This is a genomic window from Sphingomonas bacterium (assembly GCF_903644055.1).
GTDB lineage: Bacteria > Pseudomonadota > Alphaproteobacteria > Sphingomonadales > Sphingomonadaceae > Sphingomonas_I.
Genome location: NZ_CAHJXD010000033.1, coordinates 1 through 5,196 on the forward strand (window position 1 = coordinate 1; position 5,196 = coordinate 5,196).

Here is a 5,196-nt window from a genome sequence, read left to right on the forward strand (position 1 = left end):
CGATCGCGGCGGCGGCGGCGGAGCGCGCGATCGAAGATTTCGGGGGCGGGCATGCCGCCACGCTTGTGCCGCCGCGCTGCGCGGGGGACAAGCGGCGGATGGCGCGCGCGGCGTTTCTCTCCCCGGCGAAGATCGCGGTCGCGCGGGCCGTCGCCTTCGCGCTGCCGCCGCGCTGCCCGGGATGCGGGATCGTCGTGGCCGGCGATCACAGCTTCTGCCTGGAATGCTGGCAGAGCCTCGATTTCCTCGGCGGCCCCGCCTGCGGCGCCTGCGGCGTGCCGATGGAGCTGGCGCACCATCCCGAATCGCGCTGCGGCGCCTGTCTCGCCGATCCGCCGCCGTTCGATAGCGCGCGCGCCGCCGTGGCCTATGGGCCGATCGCGCGCGCGTTGGCGCTCAAGCTCAAGCATGGCGGCAGGCCCGGGATGGCGGTGACGATGGCGCGCGCGATGTGCCGCGCGGTGCCCATGCTCGATGCGCGGACGCTGGTGGTGCCGGTGCCGCTGCATCGACGGCGATTATGGTCGCGCGGCTACAACCAGTCGGCGCTGATCGCGCGCGCGCTGGCCCGGATCGCAGGCGGCACGCTGGCGATCGATCTGCTTTGCCGCCGCAAGCCGACCCCGATGCTGCGCGGCCTCAATCCAATGCAGCGCGCCCGCACCGTCGCGGGCGCCTTCGCGATCGCGCCCGCCTGGAAGACGCCGCTTAAGGGGCGAACCATACTGCTGATCGACGACGTCTACACCACCGGCGCCACCGCGCGCGCCTGCGCCCGGGTGCTGCGCAAGGGCGGCGCGTCGCGGATCGACGTGCTTTGCTGGGCGCGCGTGGTCCGCGAAGAGGGCGCGATGCGTTGACAATCGACCGGGCCGTCATAGGTCGGGAGGTCAACGAGGAAGATGCGCGATGCCCAAGGTCGAAATCTACACCAAGATGCTGTGCCCCTATTGCGCGCGCGCCAAGAAATTGCTCGCCGACAAAGGCGTGGCCTTCGAGGAATTTGACATCACGATGGGCGGCCCCAAGCGCGCCGAGATGCTGGACCGTGCCGGCGGCCGATCGACCGTGCCGCAGATCTTCATCGATGGCGCCCACATCGGCGGGTGCGACGATATCGTCGCGCTGGAGCGCGGCGGCAAGCTCGATCCGATGCTGGTGCAAGCGGGCTGATCGCTTGCGCGCCGCCCTCTTCCAGGCACGGACCGGCGTCGATCCCGCCGCGAGCGTGGCGGCGCTGGAAGCCGCCGTCGCGGCCGCGCGCGATCAGGGCGCGGAGATGCTGTTCACGCCCGAGATGACCAACATCCTCGATCGGGATCGCGCGCGCGCGGCGATATCGGTTGTGCCCGAGGCCCAGGATCGGGTGCTTGCCGCCGCGCGCGAGGCGGCGGCGCGGGCGGGCCTGTGGCTGCACCTCGGCTCGCTGGCGCTGCGCGAGGGAGACGACGGGCGCCTGGTCAACCGCGCCTTCGTGATCGACGGCACGGGCGCGATCCGCGCGCGCTACGACAAGATCCATCTGTTCGATGTCGATCTGGCGGATGGCGCCCGGTGGCGCGAATCGGCGAGCTATCGGCCCGGCGGGCAGCCCGTCGCGGTGGATACGCCATGGGGCAGGCTGGGGCTTTCGATCTGCTACGACCTGCGCTTTCCCGATCTGTTTCGCGCGCTGAGCGATGCGGGGGCGACGATGCTGGCGATCCCCGCGGCCTTCACCGCCGCCACGGGTGCCGCCCACTGGCATGTGTTGCAGCGCGCGCGCGCGATCGAGGCGGGCGCTTATGTGATCGCCGCCGCGCAGTGCGGCGGGCATGAGGACGGGCGCGAGACCTATGGTCATTCGCTGATCGTCGATCCGTGGGGCAAGATATTGCTCGATATGGGCGATGCGATCGGGGTGCGGACGGTGGAGATCGATCTGGCGCGGGTCGCGGAGGCCCGGGCGCGCATTCCCGCGATCCACAATCGCCGGGCGATCGGGCCGGTCGAGGTGGCGGCATGATCGTCTTCGATCTCGCTTGCGCCCACGCTCACGTCTTCGAGGCGTGGTTCGGATCGAGCGACGATTATGAGAGCCAGCGCACGCGCGGGCTGGTCGCCTGCCCGATCTGCGGTTCGGCGGAGGTCGCCAAGGCGGTGATGGCGCCCAACGTCGGCGCCAAGAGCAACCAGCTCGTGCCGAGTCGGCCCGCCGGCCCGACGAGGCCGATGCCCATGCCGATGATGGCGGGCGGCGACGGCCCGGCCCCCGCCGAGATCAAGCAGATGCTGACCGCGATGGCGCAGATGCAGGCCAAGGCGCTGGAGAAGAGCGAGGATGTCGGCCACGGCTTCGCCAGCGAAGCCCGCGCGATCCATGACGGCGATGCGCCCGATCGCGTGATCCACGGCCAGGCGACGATCGCCGATGCCAGGGCGCTGGTCGAGGACGGCATCGGCGTGATGCCGCTGCCCTTTCCGATCGTGCCTCCGGAGCAGCTCCAATAGGCTAGAGTTTGTGCTATTGACGTTGAACTTTCGTCACCCCAGCTCAAGGCCGGGGTGACGTTCAGCTTGAACAGGACAGACTCTAACGCTTTCGGGGACGGGTTCGTCGAGGATGGTGGTCTCGGAGGGACTCGAACCCCCGACGCCCACATTAGGAATGTGGCGCTCTATCCTGCTGAGCTACGAGACCGCATCCCCCCTTTATCGTAACCGGCCGCGCGCGGACAAGCGGGCATGGCAGGGCGGGAAGCGTCACGCCCGCTGCGGCTACAATATTCCCTCGACCAGCCCCAGGCTCTTCGCCTCGGCTGCCTCGACATACCAATTGGAGGGCGCGCGCTCCAGCACCTCGTCCATCGTTACGGTCGAGCCCTTGACGAGATTTTCGAAGCCTTCGTTCTGGATCGCGATCGACGCCTCGATCTCGTTGAGCGCGGCTTTCACCGTCGCGACGCAGGTCGTCAGCGGGCCATCGATGTTGAGTTGCTTGGAAAGCTTGCGTTCGTGGATCATCAGCCGGGTGCCGCGCGTCAGATAACGGTTCTCGCGCACGAAGAAGCTCATGAAGGTGGTGCCGGCCGAATAGATCGCGGCCTTGCCGAGGAACACGAAGCGGCGGCCGGGATCGAGATCGCTATGATAGCGGACGTCCTCGCCCATCATCCGCGCAACCTCGGGGTCGCCGCCCAGCGTCGAAAGTTCGATCACCACCAGGCCATCGGCGGGCGCCTTGCCAAGCTGGGCGCGAAAGCTCGCATACATGTCGTAATCGACCGGGCCGGAGAGCGCGATCGCCGGGTTGGCGAACATGCGCGGCGCGAGGGGCTGGTACGCCATCGTTGCTCCAAAAGGCAGGTGTGATGTCGGTAACGCGCCATTGCCGCTTTCGCTTCGCTTTGCCGGCAACGCAGCGCCTATAAAGCGGCTTTGCTGGAGTTGGAAATGTTTGGCCTGCCCTCCTGGGACGTGATCGACGACCTCAAATATCGCGACGAGCATGCCGCCGTCGCCGCGTTGCTGGCGTGCGTGCCGCTGGATGCTGGCGAGCGCGCGCGCGTTCGTGCCGAGGCGATCGCTCTGGTCGAAGGCGCGCGATCGGCGGGCGGGCGGCAGCGGCTGATGGAAGGCTTCCTCGCCCAATTCTCGCTGGATACCGCCGAGGGTCTGGCGCTGATGGGGCTGGCGGAGGCGCTGCTGCGCACGCCGGACGCGCGCACGCAGGATCGGCTGATCGCCGAGCGGATCGCCAGCGGCGATTGGGTGTCGCACCTCGGCCGATCGACCAGCGGGATCGTCAACGTCTCGACGCGCGGGCTCGCGCTGTCGCGCACCGTGCTCGCCGGCGCCGAGGATGCGGATCGCGATGCGGCGGGGATCGTCAAGCGGCTGCTGGCGCGGCTGGGCGAACCAGTGATCCGGCGCGCGGTCGGCGTCGCGGTGGGGATGATGGGCGATCAGTTCGTGCTCGGCCGCACGATCGACGAGGCCGAGCAGCGCGCCGCCCGGGAAGGCGTGCTCTGCTCGTTCGACATGCTGGGCGAAGGCGCGCGGACGCTGGCCGATGCCGATCGCTACGAGCGGATCTACGCGCGCGCGATCGAGACGATCGGGCGCGGACGGTCCGGGCAGCCGCCCGAGGAAGGGCACGGCATCTCGGTCAAGCTCTCGGCGCTCAGCCCGCGCTATGCGGCGACGCAGGAGGCGCACGTCTGGGAGGCGCTCTACCCTCGCCTCAAACGCCTCGCCGCGATCGCCGCGCGGCACGATCTCAACCTGGCGATCGATGCGGAGGAGGCGGACCGGCTGGTGCTGTCGCTCAAGCTGATCGATCGGCTGGCGCATGAGGCGGAATTGGGCGACTGGGCGGGGCTCGGCGTCGTCGTGCAGGCCTATCAGAAGCGCGCGTCGGCGGTGATCGAAGCGCTCGATGCGCTTGCCGAGCGCAGCGGCCGCCGCCTGATGATCCGGCTGGTCAAGGGCGCCTATTGGGACAGCGAGATCAAGCGCGCGCAATTGCTGGGGCGGCCCGATTATCCCGTCTACACCACCAAGGCGGCGACCGACGTCAGCTTCCTGGTCTGCGCGGCGCGGCTGATCGCGGCCGCCCCGCGCCTCTATCCGCAATTCGCCACGCACAATGCGCATTCGCTCGCTGCCGTCCGCGTCATGGCGGAGCGCGCCGGCGTCGCGATCGAGCATCAGCGGCTGCACGGCATGGGCGAAGCGCTCTATGCGGCGGCGTTGGCAGCCACCGAGGCCGGCGGTGCGCCGATCCGGCTGCGCGCTTATGCCCCCGTCGGCGGGCATGAGGAATTGCTGCCCTATCTCGTCCGGCGCCTGCTGGAGAATGGCGCCAATTCCAGCTTCGTCAACGCCTTGCTCGATGAGGATGTCGCGCCGGACGATCTGGTCCGCGATCCGATCGACCTGCTCTCCGCCGCGCCCGATCGGCATCCCCGCATCCCGATTCCGGCAAAGATGTACGGGCCGGCGCGCGCCAATCCGATCGGGCGCGACTTCACCCTTGTCGCGGAACGCGAGCGCGCGGCGCGCGCGATGCGGGAGCTGGATCGCGCGCCGATGACCGCCGGTCCGATCATCGGCGGCAGCGACCGCGAGGCAGGAGGCGCGGCGCAGCTGGTCAGCCCGGTCGATGGCCGCCCCATCGGCATGGTCCGCCAGTCCACCGATGCCGACGTGGACCTC

Annotated in this window: 6 protein-coding genes and 1 tRNA gene; 5 read left to right on the forward strand and 2 right to left on the reverse strand. The window is 69.3% G+C overall.

Annotation, left to right across the window (positions count from 1 at the left end; all coding sequences use genetic code 11):
- The first annotated feature begins 98 nt into the window (after positions 1–98).
- The 4 genes from HUU94_RS01370 to HUU94_RS01385 are packed head-to-tail and all read left to right on the forward strand — an operon-like array spanning position 99 to position 2,490.
- Positions 99–860, forward strand: a complete 762-nt coding sequence (locus HUU94_RS01370) for a ComF family protein (protein WP_174273343.1) — start codon at positions 99–101, stop codon at positions 858–860.
- Positions 861–909: 49 nt separating this feature from the next.
- Entirely contained in the window at positions 910–1,173 is a 264-nt protein-coding gene (grxC, locus tag HUU94_RS01375) for a glutaredoxin 3 (protein WP_174273338.1), read from the forward strand.
- 4 nt (positions 1,174–1,177) lie between these two features.
- Positions 1,178–2,005 (forward strand): carbon-nitrogen hydrolase family protein, encoded by an 828-nt coding sequence (locus HUU94_RS01380; protein WP_174273339.1) that lies wholly within the window; start codon positions 1,178–1,180, stop codon positions 2,003–2,005.
- The gene (locus HUU94_RS01385; protein WP_174273340.1) at positions 2,002–2,490 is read left to right on the forward strand and encodes a DUF1178 family protein; all 489 of its coding nucleotides are present in this window, start codon (positions 2,002–2,004) and stop codon (positions 2,488–2,490) included. Before HUU94_RS01380 ends, HUU94_RS01385 begins: the two co-directional genes overlap by 4 nt.
- 113 nt (positions 2,491–2,603) lie before the next feature.
- On the opposite strand, the gene HUU94_RS01390 is transcribed toward HUU94_RS01385, so the two are convergent.
- A tRNA-Arg gene (locus tag HUU94_RS01390) sits at positions 2,604–2,680 on the reverse strand.
- A 77-nt stretch (positions 2,681–2,757) separates the two neighbouring features.
- Positions 2,758–3,327, reverse strand: a complete 570-nt coding sequence (locus HUU94_RS01395) for a peptidase S14 (RefSeq protein ID WP_174273341.1) — start codon at positions 3,325–3,327, stop codon at positions 2,758–2,760.
- A 105-nt stretch (positions 3,328–3,432) separates the two neighbouring features.
- Here HUU94_RS01395 and HUU94_RS01400 point away from each other — a divergent pair.
- Positions 3,433–5,196, forward strand: a 1,764-nt coding sequence (locus HUU94_RS01400; protein WP_174273342.1) for a proline dehydrogenase family protein, incomplete at its 3' end; no start/stop codon positions are given.

Excerpts from the sequence above, each read along its gene's own strand:
- HUU94_RS01385 (WP_174273340.1), top strand. The coding sequence starts at position 2,002 with ATGATCGTCTTCGATCTCGCTTGCGCCCACGCTCACGTCTTCGAGGCG.
- HUU94_RS01395 (WP_174273341.1), bottom strand. The coding sequence starts at position 3,327 with ATGGCGTACCAGCCCCTCGCGCCGCGCATGTTCGCCAACCCGGCGATC.
- HUU94_RS01370 (WP_174273343.1), top strand. The coding sequence starts at position 99 with ATGGCGCGCGCGGCGTTTCTCTCCCCGGCGAAGATCGCGGTCGCGCGG.
- grxC (WP_174273338.1), top strand. The coding sequence starts at position 910 with ATGCCCAAGGTCGAAATCTACACCAAGATGCTGTGCCCCTATTGCGCG.